Annotated in this window: 13 protein-coding genes; 10 read left to right on the top strand and 3 right to left on the bottom strand. The window is 65.8% G+C overall.

From position 1 onward, the window contains the following. Positions 1-25: 25 nt before the first annotated feature. The 8 genes from IQ16_RS06185 to IQ16_RS06220 all read left to right on the top strand — a co-directional run bounded on the left by IQ16_RS06185 (position 26) and on the right by IQ16_RS06220 (position 8,788). Positions 26-295, top strand: coding sequence for a hypothetical protein (locus tag IQ16_RS06185; RefSeq protein WP_026312775.1), 270 nt, complete (start codon positions 26-28; stop codon positions 293-295). 132 nt (positions 296-427) lie between these two features. Next, positions 428-1,558 carry a c-type cytochrome biogenesis protein CcmI gene (ccmI, locus tag IQ16_RS06190; RefSeq protein ID WP_026312774.1) on the top strand — a complete coding sequence of 377 codons (1,131 nt, stop codon included), beginning with the start codon at positions 428-430 and terminating at the stop codon, positions 1,556-1,558. 37 nt (positions 1,559-1,595) lie between these two features. Then, entirely contained in the window at positions 1,596-2,105 is a 510-nt protein-coding gene (gene ccmE / locus IQ16_RS06195; RefSeq protein ID WP_018647785.1) for a cytochrome c maturation protein CcmE, read from the top strand. Next, positions 2,102-4,084: a heme lyase CcmF/NrfE family subunit gene (locus tag IQ16_RS06200; RefSeq protein ID WP_018647784.1), complete on the top strand. Its 1,983-nt coding sequence runs from the start codon at positions 2,102-2,104 to the stop codon at positions 4,082-4,084. Before ccmE ends, IQ16_RS06200 begins: the two co-directional genes overlap by 4 nt. A 5-nt stretch (positions 4,085-4,089) precedes the next feature. Continuing rightward, positions 4,090-4,572: a cytochrome c-type biogenesis protein gene (locus IQ16_RS06205; RefSeq protein WP_018647783.1), complete on the top strand. Its 483-nt coding sequence runs from the start codon at positions 4,090-4,092 to the stop codon at positions 4,570-4,572. A 105-nt stretch (positions 4,573-4,677) separates the two neighbouring features. Beyond that, entirely contained in the window at positions 4,678-6,021 is a 1,344-nt protein-coding gene (locus IQ16_RS06210; protein ID WP_145831307.1) for a methyl-accepting chemotaxis protein, read from the top strand. Between the two features lie 223 nt (positions 6,022-6,244). Further along, positions 6,245-7,825, top strand: a complete 1,581-nt coding sequence (locus tag IQ16_RS06215) for a Do family serine endopeptidase (RefSeq protein ID WP_018647782.1) — start codon at positions 6,245-6,247, stop codon at positions 7,823-7,825. Positions 7,826-8,107: 282 nt separating this feature from the next. Next, positions 8,108-8,788 carry a response regulator transcription factor gene (locus tag IQ16_RS06220; RefSeq protein WP_035668167.1) on the top strand — a complete coding sequence of 227 codons (681 nt, stop codon included), beginning with the start codon at positions 8,108-8,110 and terminating at the stop codon, positions 8,786-8,788. Between the two features lie 58 nt (positions 8,789-8,846). Here the strand turns inward: IQ16_RS06220 and IQ16_RS06225 are convergent, their stop codons facing one another. Beyond that, on the bottom strand, positions 8,847-10,277 hold the full coding sequence (locus tag IQ16_RS06225; RefSeq protein WP_018647780.1) for a DUF1254 domain-containing protein: 1,431 nt from the start codon (positions 10,275-10,277) through the stop codon (positions 8,847-8,849). 432 nt (positions 10,278-10,709) lie between these two features. On the opposite strand from IQ16_RS06225, the gene IQ16_RS06230 reads away from it, so the two are divergent. After that, positions 10,710-12,170, top strand: a complete 1,461-nt coding sequence (locus tag IQ16_RS06230) for a sensor histidine kinase (RefSeq protein WP_018647779.1) — start codon at positions 10,710-10,712, stop codon at positions 12,168-12,170. Then, complete coding sequence (locus IQ16_RS06235; RefSeq protein ID WP_018647778.1) at positions 12,167-15,154, top strand: bifunctional [glutamine synthetase] adenylyltransferase/[glutamine synthetase]-adenylyl-L-tyrosine phosphorylase; 2,988 nt, start codon at positions 12,167-12,169, stop codon at positions 15,152-15,154. Before IQ16_RS06230 ends, IQ16_RS06235 begins: the two co-directional genes overlap by 4 nt. Here IQ16_RS06235 and IQ16_RS06240 read toward each other — a convergent pair. Together IQ16_RS06240 and fdhD are read right to left on the bottom strand one after the other, a co-directional pair. Beyond that, entirely contained in the window at positions 15,111-15,344 is a 234-nt protein-coding gene (locus tag IQ16_RS06240; RefSeq protein ID WP_018647777.1) for a formate dehydrogenase subunit delta, read from the bottom strand. The genes IQ16_RS06235 and IQ16_RS06240 overlap by 44 nt on opposite strands. Beyond that, on the bottom strand, positions 15,334-16,161 hold the full coding sequence (gene fdhD / locus IQ16_RS06245) for a formate dehydrogenase accessory sulfurtransferase FdhD (RefSeq protein WP_018647776.1): 828 nt from the start codon (positions 16,159-16,161) through the stop codon (positions 15,334-15,336). Before fdhD ends, IQ16_RS06240 begins: the two co-directional genes overlap by 11 nt. Between the last annotated feature and the right edge of the window lies 1 nt (position 16,162).

Raw genomic sequence — 16,162 nt, forward strand, 5'->3', positions numbered from 1 at the left:
TTTTGGAATTTCTACCTGTGGGCGCATGAAATCCATTATCAGCTCCATCGAGATCGAGAACCGGGTCATTGTCGCCAAATATCAAAGGCTGATGGTCGGTGCGAAGGTCGTGCTCGTCGAGAAGGCGAGCGGCCGGCAACTGCCTGAGACAGCGACCAGGGTTGCTTCTCCGGTTCCGGTCGGGGCGGTGCGCATCAGGTTGCCGGATGCGATTCCGCCGGGAACGTACTTCCTGAAGGCCTTCAACGGTCATGGCGAGGATGCCGCTCGGAGTGCCGACTTCGAGATCGGCTAAACTGTTGGGATATTGACCGTTTCAGGACAGAGCGCGGTCGCGCCGAATTGACAATTGTCAATTGCCGCATCGTCCGGCCGTGGTGTAAAGCCACCTATGGGCGCGGGTGGCGCGCTGCCGGAAGCTTGCCAGATGACGTTATGGTTCGTGTTCGCGCTGATGACGGTCGCGGCGATTTTCGCCGTGCTCTGGCCGCTCGGCCGCAGTGGACGCGCGCAGGATCAGGGCAGCCAAAATCAGGCCGGTGAGGTCGCGGTCTACAAGGATCAGCTGGCGGAGATCGAGCGTGATCTTGCCGCAGGCTTGATCGCGGCCCCCGAAGCCGAGGCGGCGCGCGTCGAGATCAGCCGCAGGCTGCTCGCCGCGGCCGGAAGCGAGTCCTCGTCGGACCTCAAGTCGGCGCCGAGCCTCAAATGGCGCCGCGCGGCCGCGGTGCTGGCGCTCGTTGGCCTGCCGCTGGTCGCGATCGGCGTCTACATGCCGCTCGGCTCGCCCCGGCTTCAGGACTTTCCGCTGGCGCAGCGGGAGCGCGGGGCCGGGTCCGGCATGGCCCGATCGCTCGAGAATCTCGTCGTGCAGGTCGAGCAACATCTGGAAAAGAACCCGACCGACGGACGCGGCTGGAACGTGCTCGCGCCGGTGCTGCAGCGGCTCGGCCGCTTCGACGATGCGGTGCGGGCCTATCGCAACTCGCTCACCTACAACGGCGAGAGCGCTGAGCGCCGCTCCGATCTGGGCGAAGCGATCTCCGCCGCCGCCGGCGGCGTCGTGACCGCCGAGGCCAAGACCGAGTTCGAGCGTGCGCATGCGCTCGACGCCGATGATCCCAAGGCGAACTACTTCCTCGGGCTCGCCGCCGAGCAGGATGGCCGCAAGGACGATGCGGCCAACATCTGGCGCGCGCTGCTGGCCAAGGCCCCGGCGGATGCGCCGTGGCGGCCCCTGGTGCAATCCTCGCTGGCCCGGGTCGGCGGCGGCACGATGCCGGCGCTGTCGGACGAGACCATCGCGGCATCCAAGGACATGGCCGAAGGCGATCGCAACGCGATGGTGCGCGGCATGGTCGAGCGTCTTGCGACGCGCTTGAAGCAGAACGGCGACGACGTCGAGGGCTGGCTGCGCCTGGTGCGCGCTTATCTCGTGATGGGTGATCGTGACAAGGCGATGGGCGCGTCGACCGACGCCCGTCAGGCGGTCGCCAAGGATGCCGAGCGGCTCCGCCAGCTCAACGAAGGCCTCAAGACTCTCGGGCTCGACGGATGATGATTTCGGGACGAGACGAGCGGAGAACGGATACGCCATGACGCGCAAGCAGCGACGTATGACCATCATCGGCGGCTCGCTCGCCGTGCTCGCGCTCGCGGCCGCGCTGGTGCTCAACGCATTGCGCGACTCCATCGTGTTCTTCTCGACCCCGACCATGGTCGCCGAGAAGCACGTCGCACCCGGCAAGCGGTTTCGTCTCGGCGGCCTGGTGCAGCCCGGCTCGCTCCAGCGCGGCGACAATCTCGCAGTGACCTTCGAGGTCGCCGACGGCGGCGCGAAGCTGCCGGTCGCCTACAAGGGCATTCTGCCCGACCTGTTCCGCGAAGGGCAGGGCGTCGTCGCCGAAGGCGCGCTCGACGCCAATGGCGTGTTCAGGGCCGATACCGTGCTCGCCAAGCATGACGAGACCTACATGCCCAAGGACGTCGCCGATGCCCTGAAGAAGCAGGGACACTGGAAGGACGATTACGGCGCCCAGGCGTCCGGTGGTGCCGCGCCTGCGGCCACCACAGCGCAGGGGAACTCGCAGGGAGCAGTCCGTTGATCGCGGAATCAGGACATTACGCACTGGTGCTGGCGCTCGGTCTGGCGCTGGTCCAGTCCATCGTACCGCTGATCGGCGCGCGCCTGCGCGACGCCGCGCTGATGAACGTAGCGCGTTCCACCGCGCTGGCGCAGCTCTTGTTCGTCGGCGCATCGTTCGTGGCGCTGGTGATGCTGCACGTCAATTCGGACTTCTCGGTCGCCAATGTCTACGAGAATTCCCACTCCATGAAGCCGCTGCTCTACAAGATCACCGGCGTGTGGGGAAACCACGAAGGCTCGATGCTGCTGTGGGTGTCGATCCTGGCGCTGTTCGGCGGATTGGTCGCAGCGTTCGGCAATAACCTGCCGCTGTCGCTGCGCGCGCATGTGCTCGCCGTGCAGGCCTGGATCGCCAGCGCCTTCTATCTCTTCATCCTGGTGACCTCGAACCCGTTCCTGCGCATCGCCAATCCGCCGATCGAGGGACGCGATCTCAATCCGGTGCTTCAGGACATCGGCCTCGCCGTGCATCCGCCGATGCTCTATCTCGGCTATGTCGGCTTCTCGATCTCGTTCTCCTTCGCCATCGCGGCGCTGATGGAGGGCCGGATCGATGCGGCCTGGGCGCGCTGGGTGCGCCCGTGGACGCTGGTCGCATGGATATTCCTGACGCTCGGCATCGCCATGGGCTCCTACTGGGCCTATTACGAGCTCGGCTGGGGCGGCTGGTGGTTCTGGGACCCGGTCGAGAACGCCTCGCTGATGCCGTGGCTCGCCGGCACGGCGCTATTGCATTCGGCGCTGGTGATGGAGAAGCGCAACGCGCTGAAGGTCTGGACCATCCTGCTCTCGATCCTGACCTTCTCGCTGTCGTTGCTCGGCACCTTCCTGGTCCGCTCCGGCGTCATCACCTCCGTGCACGCTTTCGCCACCGATCCGACCCGCGGCGTGTTCATCCTCTTGATCCTGTGCCTGTTCATCGGCGGCAGCCTGTCGCTGTTCGCGGGCCGCGCAACGTCGCTGAAGCAGGGCGGTCTGTTCGCGCCGATCTCGCGCGAGGGCGCGCTGGTGCTGAACAATCTGCTGCTCACGGTCGCCTGCGCGGTCGTGCTGTTCGGCACGCTCTATCCGCTGGCGATGGAGATGCTCGCCGACTTCAAGATGTCGGTCGGTGCACCCTTCTACAACCTCACCTTCGCGCCGCTGTTTGCGCTGCTGCTGCTCGCCGTGCCGTTCGGGCCGATGCTGGCGTGGAAGCGCGGCGACCTGCTCGGCGTGACGCAGCGCCTGCTCGCGGCCGGCCTTGCCGGGCTCGTCGCCGTCGCCATTGCCTGGGGCTGGGCGAGCGGCGGCGCCACGCTGGCGCCGCTCGCGATCGGACTTGGCGTCTTCGTCATCGCCGGCGCCGTCACCGACCTCGTCGAACGGACCGGCCTCGTTCGGCTGCCGTTCGCGACGGTGCTGCACCGGGCGCGCGGCCTGCCGCGTTCGGCCTGGGGCACCGCGTTCGCGCATGCCGGCCTCGGCGTCGCGCTGATCGGGATCGTCTGCGAAACCACCTGGAACAGCGAATATATCGCGACCATGAAGCAGAACGAGGTCGCCCACATCGCGGGCTACGACGTGAAGCTCGACGGACTGTTTCAGCGCCAGGGCCCGAACTACCGCGAGATGATCGCCGAGTTCAACGTCAGCCGCGACGGCGAGACGCTGAGCGTCATGACCCCGTCCAAGCGCAGCTTCACCACGCGCGGCTCTTCGACCACCGAGGCTGCGCTGCTGACGCGCGGCGCGAGCCAGCTCTACATTTCGCTGGGCGATGCCACCGCCGAGGGTGCCATTGCCGTGCGCATCTATCACAAGCCGCTGGTGCTGCTGATCTGGTGGGGGCCGGTGCTGATGGCGTTCGGCGGCGTGCTGTCGCTGTCCGACCGGCGCCTGCGGGTCGGCGCGCCGAAGCCGGCGCGGGCCAAGCAGCGCCTGCAACCGGCGGAGTGATTTTGATGCGCCGGATGATGGCCGCGTTCATCGCGCTGATGCTGCTGGCTTCGCCCGCGGCGTACGCCGTGCAGCCCGACGAGATCATGTCGGATCCCGTGAAGGAGGGGCGCGCGCGCGAATTGTCGCGCGAGCTGCGCTGCATGGTCTGCCAGAACCAGTCGATCGACGATTCCGATGCGCCGCTGGCGCGCGACCTGCGCCTCCTGGTGCGCGAGCGCATCGCGGCCGGCGACAGCAATTCGCAGGTGCTCGACTTTCTGGTTGCGCGCTACGGCGAGTTCGTGCTGCTCAAGCCCCGCTTCGAGCGGCAGACCCTGCTGCTGTGGCTGCTCGCGCCGCTGCTGCTGATCGGCGGCGGCACGGCGTTGTGGCTGCAAATCCGTCGTCGCGCGCGGAGCGGTGCAGACGTACCAGCTCCGCCACTCACTGCGGAGGAAGAGGCGCGGCTCGCCGCCCTGATGTCCGATGATGCGAAGGCGCCCTGACCTACGTAATGATACGTAACCTGTCGGGCGCTGAGCGTTTCATCCTCTATTGACCTTTGTCTGGAAGCTTGTCGCGAGATTCGATTCCAGCCTCTGAGTCCTGCCATGTTCGCGAACAGCAATCTGACGATCCGCTTCCTGGTCGGTGCCGTCGTCGCTGCACTATTGTTCCTGCTGGGCATCGGCGGCGGCACCGGCTTCGTCGCGGTGCTCTATCTCAACAACGAGATCACCAGCCTGTCGTCGGATTTTGCCGCGTTGAGCGGCCCTGCGCGCGACCATGCGATGCAGATCTACCAGCAGGCGCAGGCCGCGTTTTCTTATTTCCTGATCGCCTGCGGCGTGATCGCAGTCATAGCTTTCGCGATCTGCCTCACCACCTGGTTCGCCGTGCGCAACGGCATCCTCAATCCGCTGGCGGCGATCGTGCATGCCATGCGCGAGGTCGCCGACCAGAAGTTCGAGACGTCAGTGCCGGGGCTCGGCGGCACCAATGAAATCGGGCTGCTCGCCGGCGCGCTCGAGGTCTTCAAGACCAATGGGCTGGAGCGGCGCCGCCTCACCGAGCAGCAGCTCCATGAGGCGCAGCACCAGGCCGAGCGCTCGAAATTCCTGGACGCGCGGATCAAGCGCTTCAACGATCTCGTCGCCAGCGTGGTCGACAGCGTGGCCTCGTCCGCCGTGCATCTGAAGCGCAACGCCGAGACGCTGTCGCGGACGGCCAACGACACCAGCACCAAGGCGAATGCGGTGGCGAGCGGCGCGAGCCAGGCCAGCGCCAGCGTGCAGACGGTTGCGGGCTCGGCCGAGGAGATGACGAATTCGATCGGCACGATCAGCCGCCGCGTCACCGATGCGACCCAGCGCGCCGAAGGCGCGGCAAGCCAGGCCGAGAAGAGCCGCGACACCATTCACACGCTGTCGGACGCCGCCGACAAGATCGGCGAGGTCGTGCAGCTCGTGCAGGCGATCGCCTCGCAGACCAATCTGCTGGCGCTCAACGCCACCATCGAGGCGGCGCGGGCGGGCGAAGCCGGCAAGGGCTTTGCCGTGGTGGCCTCTGAAGTGAAGAGTCTGGCGCACCAGACCAGCAAGGCGACGGAGGAGATCACCTCCCATGTCGCCAGCATCCAGGGCATCACCGCGGAGACGCGCGGCGCGATCGACGGCATCTCGAAGACGCTGTCGGAGATCTCGTCGATCATGTCCGGTATCGAGGTCGACACCGCCCAGCAGCGCACCGCCACGCAGGACATCACCCGCAGCGCACAGGACGCCGCACAGGGAACCCTGGACGTCTCCAATCACATCGCCCAGATCACCTCGACCTCGGCGGAGACCGGGCGCATGGCGGCCGAGGCGCGGGATTCCGCCGTCGATCTGTCGCAGCAGGCCGAGACGTTGAAGCGCGAAGTCGACGCGTTCATCGTCAGCGTCCGGGCCAGCTAAGGCCAGCCAAAATCTCACTCGGTGCCCGTCGCGGGAACTCGACTAAGTTCCTGTAGGGGCGCGATTTTCGGCCTGCGCTAAACTGCCGCATCCGTAGCGCGGCATCATTACAAAAGTTTAACCCCACCGCCAGCGCACGGTAAGGCGGGAGTCCCCATCTTCAGGTTCGCAAGGTGCCCGACATCCGGCACCAAAACGAATTCAAGGCCCTGGAGATCCCTGCATGAACGACCGTATCGACCTCTCGAACCTTCCGTCCTACCGGCAGCCGCGCCGGTCGGTGTTCTCCGCGCGCAAGCTCGCGCTGATGGCCTCGGTGGTCGCCGGCCTCGGCGCTGCCGTCTATGGCTTCAGCCCGTCGGTGTCGCCGGCCGACCTGATCTCGAGCCCGGCGCATGCGCAGGTCAACAACGAGGTCCGCAAGGTCGAACGTCCGGTCGGTTTCGCCGACATCGTCGAGCGCGTGAAACCGTCGGTGATCTCGGTGAAGGTCAACATCAAGGAGAAGACCGCGAGCAACGATGACGGCGACGACGCACAGTCACCGTTCCAGCCGGGCTCGCCGATGGAGCGCTTCTTCCGCCGCTTCGGCGGGCAGGATGGCATTCCCGGCCTGAAGGGTGGTGGCCGTGGCCGCGTCGTGCAGGGTCAGGGCTCCGGCTTCTTCATCTCGGCTGACGGCTTTGCCGTGACCAACAACCACGTGGTCGACGGCGCCGACAAGGTCGAAGTCACCACCGACGACGGCAAGACCTACACCGCCAAGGTGATCGGCACCGACCAGCGCACCGACCTCGCCTTGATCAAGGTCGAGGGCGGCTCGAACTTCCCGTTCGCCAAGCTCGCCGACGCCAAGCCGCGGATCGGCGACTGGGTGCTCGCGGTCGGCAATCCCTTCGGTCTCGGCGGCACCGTGACCGCCGGCATCGTCTCGGCCAGCGGCCGCGACATCGGCAACGGCCCCTATGACGATTTCATCCAGATCGACGCGCCCGTGAACAAGGGCAATTCCGGCGGTCCGGCCTTCGACACCAACGGCGAAGTCATGGGCGTCAACACCGCGATCTACTCGCCCTCCGGCGGCAGCGTCGGCATCGCATTCTCGATCCCGGCCAACACCGTCAAGAGCGTGGTGGCCCAGCTCAAGGATAAGGGCTCGGTCAGCCGCGGCTGGATCGGCGTGCAGATCCAGCCCGTCACCTCCGATATCGCCGACAGCCTCGGCATGAAGAAGGCCGAAGGCGCGCTGGTGGCGGAACCGCAGGCCAACGGTCCGGCGGCGAAGGCCGGCATCGAATCCGGCGACGTGATCACCGCGGTCAACGGTGAATCCGTCAAGGACGCCCGCGAGCTCGCCCGCACCATCGGCGGCATGGCGCCCGGCGCGACCGTGAAGCTCAACGTGCTGCACAAGGGCCAGGACAAGGTCGTGAACATGACGCTCGGCCAGCTGCCGAACACGGTCGAGGCCAAGGCCGACCTCGACAAGGACAGCGGCAAGGGTGCGAGCAAGGGCACCGATGTGCCGAAGCTCGGCATGACCGTTGCCCCCGCGAACTCCGTGGCCGGCGCCGGCAAGGAAGGCGTCGTGGTCACCGAAGTCGATCCGAAGAGCGCTGCGGCCGAACGCGGCTTCAAGGAAGGCGACGTGATTCTCGAAGTCGGCGGCAAGAGCGTGGCCACTGCCGGCGAAGTCCGCGACGCCATCAACGCGGCGCGGACCGACAACAAGAACAGCGTCCTGATGCGCGTGAAGAGCGGCGGCCAGTCGCGCTTCGTCGCGATCCCGATCGCCAAGGGGTAAGCCTCAGGAGGCCCAGGAAATCCAAGCAATGAAGGGTGTCGTCGGCATCAGTCGCCCCCGCCGCCGGTGCCCTTCGGGGAAGCAGCGTAAATTTCGCTTCCCCAGCCTACCTTCCGGTGGAATTACGCCCCCCTCCGTCGGAAGGCATAGGGCGGTGAGGTCCCCCCAGCTTCACCGCCCGCCTTTTTCTCGCTTCGACACTCTCCCGCTCGGCTTGCATGCGATTGCCGCTCGCGCCATGTTTAGAGAAGGTTGACTCCCTTGACCGCCGCCGAACGCACGATGCGCCTCCTCATCATTGAAGACGATCGCGAATCCGCCGATTACCTCGTGAAGGCGTTTCGCGAGGTCGGACACATTGCCGACCACGCCGCGGACGGCGAGGAGGGCCTCGCCATGGCCGAGAACGGCGACTATGACGTTCTGGTGGTCGACCGCATGCTGCCCAAGCGCGATGGCCTGTCGCTGATCGGCGCGCTGCGCGACAAGGACAACGTGACGCCGGTGCTGATCCTCTCCGCGCTGGGACAGGTCGACGACCGCATCAAGGGCCTGCGTGCCGGCGGCGACGACTATCTGCCAAAGCCCTATTCCTTCGCCGAACTGCTCGCCCGCGTCGAGGTGCTGTCGCGCCGCCGCGGAGGACCCGCCGAGGACACGCTCTATCGCGTCGGCGATCTTGAGCTCGACCGGCTCTCCCATCGCGTCGCCCGCGGCAAGGACGAGCTGACGCTGCAGCCGCGCGAATTCCGCCTGCTCGAATACCTCATGAAGCATGCCGGCCAGGTGGTGACGCGCACCATGCTCCTGGAGAATGTCTGGGACTATCATTTCGATCCGCAGACCAACGTGATCGACGTGCACATTTCGCGGCTGCGCTCCAAGATCGACAAGGGTTTCGATCGGCCGCTGCTGCACACGATCCGCGGCGCCGGGTACATGATCCGCGACGGCATTCGGTAGAGAGAAGCCGGCGCCTCCAAGGCCCGCTAACTAGACCTTGCCGCGCCGGCGTCTATCGTCACTTCCGGCCAACGGTGTCGCTGTCGCTCCGGTGGATGGCCGGGGGATTCCACACGCCGGTCAGCGCCTCCGACTTCGGCGCATAGAGACGCATGGTGAGGTTGAACGGGCCTTTGGGGGCGGGCAGCCAGTTGGCTTCGCGATCGCTGCCGGGATTTTCATTCTGGAAATAGAGAGTCAGCGAGCCGTCGGCGTCGCGCTTGAACGGCATCCAGCTGCTCACCGCAAAGCGATTGAGCGGATTGGCGACCTGGAAGCCTTCGTCGTCATACAGGGTGATCGACCAGAATGCCTCGACCGGTGGCAGTCCGTCCTTGGCAAAGCGGATGATGTATTTGTTTGCGCCGTCGAGCGGCTTGCCGCTTTGATCGCCAATGCTGCCCGGGTAGATCGCATCCTCCGGCAGATTGGCGCCGAGTCCGAGCTGGGCGACAATCGCGCGCTTCAAATAATAGGTCCCGTAAACGCCCATCGTGTCCGTGTTCATGGACCAGTTGTTTGCGACGCGCGCCAATGTCGGCACTTTCCATGCCATCAGCTTTTGCGCCTGCGCCGGCGCGTCGTCGATGGCCTTCCGTACCGTCGCGTCAACCTTGGTGACGTCGAAACTCTTGCCCTGGTCGAAACCGATCCGCTTCATGCGCGCGAGGATCGGCTCATCGGTGATGTGTGGCGGGTTGATCTTGAGCAACTCCGCGGCATAAGCGAAGTACTTATCCCCCGCCATCGTGTCGACTTGCTTCTTCGGCGGCGTCTTGACGTCGACGCCGGGATCGATGGTTTGCGTTACCGCGACCGGGGGCTTGCCCCATCCAGACAGCGGCGTGATCTTGTAGCCCTTCTGCACCTCGTGAACTGCGGCATAGTCGGCGGGGCCATCGGTCTTGGTGCGACCGATGATCCAGACATGGGGTGTCGGCGCATTGATACGCGTGAAGCCCGCCGGCACGTCTCCATTCCAGCCCGGCGGCACGACCAGGAAATTGGCCGCCTTGGTGCCTGTCGTGCGCATTCCCGGCGATGCAAACACATCGGACCACATGTCGAGCATCGGCAGCAGGTAGTAGCGACCACCGGTATCAGGAACCGAAACGACCAAGGGCTCCTGCGTCAGGTCCAGCCAGGCGCTCGAATACAACGTGTCGAAATTGGGCCGCACCACCGCCCTCATGTCCGCGGTCGGGTAGGCCTGGATATTGTCGAACGTGTTGGGCGGGCCGCCTATTCCGCCGGTTTTGGGATCGGAATTGATGAGCTGCTTGCGTGTCACGTCCATCGTCACGAGCGGATAGAAGTAGACATACGCTTCCGCGGCGATGGCCTGTGCCTCGTCGGCAGAAATTGATTGAGCCGCGCTCGGCACCGATGTCGGGACCATGAAAATCAGACCCGACAAGACCGCAGCCAGAGATGACAGATGCTTCGTCATAATCTTCCTCCTGGTTATCCCTGCAACGGCGAGCAAATGATCCTGGCGGATGTCATGTTGCTTTCCAGCTGCGGAATATTTTCCCGATTTCCTTCAAGGGCGGAGATTGGACAGTGGACGAGCCAGCCAAGAGGCGAAGCGCCGCGGTCTGGTTGATCTACATCAATGGACGCCCGCGAAGGGTCAAAAACGGAAGATCAAGCAATCCGCATCCCAAGGTCTGCTCCAGCTCCGGAAGCAGACCCGGGCAGCCCGCGAGATTGCACAGAATTAAGTAGAGAGGGGCCGCTTCTGCCTTTATCATGACAAGACGGTGCGGTCCGCGATAGCTCGATAAGGCATTGTGGCCGCTTGCCAAAAGGACCACCCCCTGAGAGGACGGCAAGGAAAATGGTTTTGAATTTACCGTTCTGCCAGTGCCGTAAATGATCCGTGACGGCATTCGGTAAACTCGTCCGCACCACGGCCTTCCGGCTCACGCTGGTCTATCTGCTGCTGTTCGCGATGTTCGCGGCCTCGCTGCTCGGCTATTTCGCCTGGAACACGCGGCGGTTGATCACCGAGGAAATCACGCAGACGGTGAATGCCGAGACTTCGGAGATCAACGAAATCTATGATCGCCGCGGCTTGGTCGGCCTCGTGCGGACGATCGAGTACCGCGCGCTGCGGCCGGGCGCCAACCTCTACCTCGTGACCACGCCGACCGGGCAGGCGATTGCCGGCAATGTCGGCTCGCTCGCGCCCGGCGTGATGGCGAGCCGCGGCTGGTCCGAGACCGCCTACCGGCGCATCGAGGACGCCGACGACCGCGATCATCGCGCACTGGTGCGCGTCACCGAACTCGAAAACGGCTTCCGGCTGCTGATCGGCCGCGATCTCGCCGAGCGGCGTCGCCTGTTCGGCATCGTCGCCAAGGCGGCGCAATGGTCGATCCTGATCGTCGTCGTGCTCGGCCTCGGCGGCGGCATCTTCGTGGCGCGCAGGGTGCTGAGGCGCATCGACGCGATGACCGGCACCGCGCAGCGCATCATGACCGGCGATCTCAGCGGGCGCCTGCCCGTGGGGCGCAGCGGCGACGAGCTCGATCGCCTCGCCGAAAACCTCAACGCCATGCTGGAGCGGATCGAAGCCTTGATGGCGGGGCTGAAGGAAGTCTCCGACAACATCGCCCATGATCTCAAGACGCCGCTGACGCGCCTGCGCAACCGCGCCGAGGAGGCGCTGGCGAAATCGGGCTGCGAGGCCGATTACCGTGCTGCGCTGGAGCGGACCATCGAGGAATCCGACGGGCTGATCCGCACCTTCAACGCATTGCTGATGATCGCGCGGGCCGAGTCCGGACAGGCGCGCGGCAACATGGATGATTTCGATGCCGCCGACGTCGCGGGCGGCATCCACGAGCTCTACGAGCCGCTCGCCGAGGACGACGGCATGACCTTGAAGGTCAAGGCCGATCCGACGCCGGTTCACGGCAATCGCGAACTGATCAGTCAGGCGCTCGCCAATCTGGTCGAGAATGCCATCAAATACGGCAAGCCGGTCGCGCAGGCCGGCGGAACCGTCGTCAGCATGGACGCGCGGCAGATCACCATCGAGGCGAAGCGCGAGGGCGACCAGGTGCTGCTCAGCGTCACCGATCGCGGCCCCGGCATTCCCGAAGCCGACCGCAAGCATGCCGTCGAACGATTCGTCCGGCTCGAGGCGAGCCGCACGCTGCCGGGGTCCGGCCTCGGCCTCAGCCTCGCCTCGGCTGTTGCGACGCTGCATGGCGGAGAACTGCGGCTTGGCGATGCCCATCCGGGCCTCGTCGCCACGCTGGTGCTGCCGGCGCGCACGGGCGCGGGCGACAGGGTTGCTCCGCCAATACCGGATGTGCCACAGAAGGTGGCATGAACCACTCCGCGCCGGGAAACGCGGACAAGCATGGTGAGAGTCTAGCCGCACGCTTCGCGGAGGCTCCCCATATTGTCGCTTCCACAACCGACGAACGCCGACTTGAAAACTGGCTGGCCGAGCTCGAGCCGGCACAATCGGCCCGTCTCGGAGCGTTGCTGGTTCATCCCTTCGCCCGGAATATTCTGGCCGGCATCGCGGAATTCTCGCCCTATCTGTTCGATCTGGTGCGCGCCGATGCGCTGCGCCTGATCCGGCTGCTCGAATGCGATCCGGATACGCATCTCGCCGCACTGATCGCTGAGACAAGGGGCGCGGTGTTCGCGGCACCCGACGAGGCCGAGGTGATGCGACTGCTTCGCCGCATGAAGGCGGAGGCCGCGCTGCTGACCGCGCTGTGCGACATCGGCGGGGTCTGGCCGGTGATGCGGGTGACGGCGGCGCTCACCGACGTCGCAGTCTCCTCGGTGCAGGCGGCGCTGCAGTATCAGCTGCGGCAGGAAGCCGCACGTGGAAAGATCGTGCCGCCCAATCCGGAGGCACCGGAAGAGGGCTGCGGCCTGATCGTACTCGCGATGGGCAAGATGGGTGCGGGCGAGCTGAACTATTCCAGCGACATCGATCTCATCGTGTTCTTCGATCCCGATGCGACGACGCTCGCGCCCGATATCGAGCCGCAGCCGTTCTTTGTCCGCGTGACGCAGGGCATGGCGCGCATCCTGCAGCAGCGCACTTATGACGGCTACGTTTTCCGCGTCGATCTGCGGCTGCGTCCTGATCCATCCTCGACGCAGGTGGCAATCTCGCGCGACGCCGCGCTGCATTATTACGAGCGGGAAGGGCGCACCTGGGAGCGCGCCGCGATGATCAAGGCGCGCGCCTGTGCCGGCGATGCCAGGGCAGGCGAGGCGCTGCTCGCCGAGATCGCGCCGTTCGTCTGGCGCAAGCACCTCGATTTTGCCGCGCTTGCCGATGTCCACGACATGAAGCGGCAGATGCAGACCTATCGCGGCCAGAGCGAGGTCGCGGTCGAGGGCCACAACGTCAAGGTCGGCCGCGGCGGCATTCGCGAGATCGAGTTCTTCGCGCAGACCCAGCAGCTGATCGCCGGCGGCCGCCATCCGGAATTACGGGTGCGGCCGACGCTCAGCGCGCTCGACGTGCTCGCCACCAGCAACTGGATCACCTTCGCGGCGCGTGACGAGCTGACCACGGCCTATGAATTCCTGCGCCGGGTCGAGCATCGCCTCCAGATGATCGCGGACGAGCAGACTCATGCGCTGCCCGACGACAAGGATGCCGTCGAGCGCTTTGCCCGCTTCTTCGGCTATCCCGATCGCGAGGCCTTTGCCCACGACCTGCTGCGGCAGCTCGAGATCGTCCAGGGCCACTACGAAAAACTGTTCGAGGGCGATGACCCGACCGGCACGGCTGGCCTGCCGGCTCTCGACTACAGTGCCGGCCCCGACGACCCGCGCCTGCTCCAGCACCTGACGACGCTCGGCTTCAAGAAGCCCGCCGCCGTGGCGCAAACCGTGCGCGACTGGATCACCGGCGACTATCGTGTGTTCCGCAATGAGGCGACACGCAGCGCTTTCATCGAGTTCGTGCCGGCCCTGATCGACGGTCTCGCGCATGGCGAGGAGCCGGACCGCGCCGTCGTGGCGTTCGATCAGTTCCTCGGGGCGTTGCAGCGTGGCGGCCGGCTGATCACGTTGCTCGGCCAGAATCGCGATCTCGTCGCGCTGGTGGCATTGGTGCTGGGAGCTGCGCCGCGGCTCGGCGATATGCTGGCGCGGCAGCCGCAGCTCATGGACGGCCTGATCGATCCGCGCTTCTTCGGCGCAATGCCCGACAGGCAGGAACTGTCGGGACGGCTCGCGACGACCGTGCAGGACGCCGCCTCCTACGAGGAGTTCCTCGACCGCCTGCGCCTGTTCGGGCAGGAGAGCCTGTTCCTGATCGGCACGCGCATCCTGTCCGGCACCGTCTCGGCGCAGCAGGCGAGCACGGCCTTTGCCGATGTCGCCGAGGGAATCGTCCACACCGTGCACGGCCTTGTTGCCGACCGCTTTGCCGCGCAGCACGGCCGGATCAAGGGCCAGGAGACCGCGATCATCGCGATGGGCCGGCTCGGCAGCCGCGAGATGACGGCATCGTCAGATCTCGACCTGATCCTGCTCTACGATTTCGACAGCGAGAACCCGGACTCGGATGGGACGAAGTCGTTGCAAGGCGCGCATTATTTCGCCCGCTTCACCCAGCGCCTGATCAGCGCCTTCACGACCCGCACCAATTACGGCGTGCTCTACGAGATCGACATGCGGCTCCGTCCCTCGGGCCGCGCCGGCCCGGTGGCCTCGAGCCTCGCCTCCTTCGCAGACTACCAGGCCAACGAGGCCTGGACCTGGGAGCACATGGCGCTGACGCGCGCGCGCGTGGTGTCGGCTTCGCCTGAATTCCGGGAACGCATCGAGCGCGTCATCCGCGATGTCCTGACCCGCCGCCGCGATCGCGCGGTCATCGCCAATGACGTCGCCGACATGCGCAGTGCGATCGGCCAGGAGAAGGGCGAGACCGATTATTGGGATCTCAAATATGCCGCCGGCGGCATGATCGACATCGACTTCATCGCGCAATATCTCCAGCTCGTGCATGCCCACGACAAGCCCGAGATCCTCGACGTCAGCACGCTGCAGGTGCTGGACAATGCCTGCAGGCTCGGCGTGCTCGGACAATCGGAGACCGAGATCCTGCGCGCCGCGGCGCGGCTCTATCACGATCTGACGCAGATCCTGCGGCTGTGCGTCAGCGACCGCTTCAAGCCGGAAACCGCCGGCACCGATCTGCAGCGCGTCATGGCGCGCGCCGGCGATGCGCCGGACTTCTCCTCGCTGGAGGCGCGAGTGAAGGAAACCCAGGGCGAGGTGCGGCGCGTGTTCAGGGCGCTGCTGGAAGGGTCGTCGTCTGCTTCAGCGCGGTGAGGGCTTCGCGCACGTTGGCCTCGAGGCCCGCGCCGCCGGCATCGAGATGGGCGAAGATCGCGCGCTTCATCCGGGGATCCCAGAACTTCTTGATGTGCTCGGCGATCCCCGGCACGGCCTTGTCATGGCCCTGGCTTTTGAAGAACTTGCCGATCTGGTTGGCCATGTAGATCAGGCGGTCAGGCGACATCGGCAACCTCCGTGGCATGGCGGGCGACAATCCGGCCACCATGCGAGAACACTTCGAACCCGTCCTGGCGGGCAATGGCGATCAGCGTGATGCCCGCGGCTTCCGCCGTGCGCACTGCGAGCGCGGTCGGCGCGGACACCGCGACCATCACCGGCGCGCCGATCGCGGCGGTCTTCTGCACCATCTCGACCGAGACACGGCTGGTCAGCAGCACCATGCCGCCACTTGCATCGGTGCGGCTGCGCGCCAACGCGCCGGCGAGCTTGTCCAGCGCATTGTGGCGGCCGACGTCCTCGCGCAGGGCGACGATGTTGCCGCTAGGAGACCAGAACGCAGCGGCGTGAACGGCGCGGGTCTGCAGATTGATCGATTGCAGCGGTGCGATCGCCTGCATCGCCGCCATGATGTCTTCCGGCGTGAAGGTCTGCCCCTGCGGCACGACCGCCGCGGGTCGCACCGCCTCGGCAATGGACTCGATGCCGCAGATGCCGCAGCCGGTGGGACCTGCGACGTGGCGGCGGCGCTCGCTGATGAGTGCCGCATCTTCCGGTGCCAGCCACATCCTGAGCTCGATGCCGTCATCGAGGCGAACCACCTCGAGCGACTTGATGTCGTCGACCGACTTGATGACGCCTTCGTCCAGGCTGAAGCCGACGGCGAAATCCTCGAGGTTCTGCGGCGTCCCCATCATGACGGCATAGGTGCCGCCATTATAGGTCAGCGCCAGCGGCGTCTCCTCGGGGATCAGCCGTGTCCCTTCGGACGCGACGCCGTCGCGCCAGATCTCGCGGTCGATGGCCTGGACGGGCACGTGCATG

The sequence above is a fragment of the Bradyrhizobium huanghuaihaiense genome (assembly GCF_007830635.1).
Taxonomy (GTDB): Bacteria; Pseudomonadota; Alphaproteobacteria; order Rhizobiales; family Xanthobacteraceae; genus Bradyrhizobium; species Bradyrhizobium huanghuaihaiense.